At 47.0% G+C, this 559-nt stretch carries 1 protein-coding gene; it reads left to right on the top strand.

What is annotated here, in order from left to right; genetic code table 11:
- On the top strand, positions 1 to 559 hold a 559-nt coding region (locus BCT81_RS01970; protein ID WP_198596825.1), incomplete at both ends, for an insulinase family protein.

The following is a 559-nucleotide window of genomic DNA, read 5'->3' as shown; positions in this document are numbered from 1 at the left end:
TCGAAGTTTTCTGTCGGTAATATCGATACGTTAGGTGACAGAAATGGCGTTACTATTCGCGAAGAAATTCTCACATTCCACCAGCAGCAGTACTCTGCAGACCTAATGACCCTGACGCTGTCTGGCAATCAATCATTAGATGAGATGCAAAACTGGGTTGAGGAGCGCTTTAGCTCGATCCCCAATCACAACCTTCAAGGCAAAAAGGTTGAGGTGCCAATTGCTGGCGAATTGAGTACTGGAGTTCAGGTACACGTAGAACCGATTAAGGATGTCCGCAAACTTACCTTAACCTTCCCTATGCCGAGCATGGATGAACACTACGGTGTCAAACCGCTGTCATTCTTCGCCCACCTATTAGGTTACGAAGGAGAAGGCAGTTTGATGATGCAGCTCAAAGAGAAAGGCTGGATCACATCCCTCTCTGCCGGCGGTGGCGCTAGCGGCAGTAACTATCGTGATTTCACGGTGAGTTGCTCACTAACTATCGAAGGCTTAACCAAAACAGACCACATCATCCAAGCGGTGTTCCAATATATCAAGTTGATTGAACAACAAG

The sequence above is a fragment of the Vibrio sp. 10N.261.52.A1 genome (assembly GCF_002876325.1).
Lineage (GTDB): Bacteria > Pseudomonadota > Gammaproteobacteria > Enterobacterales > Vibrionaceae > Vibrio > Vibrio chagasii.
This window is presented reverse-complemented; position numbering and strand designations above follow the sequence as displayed.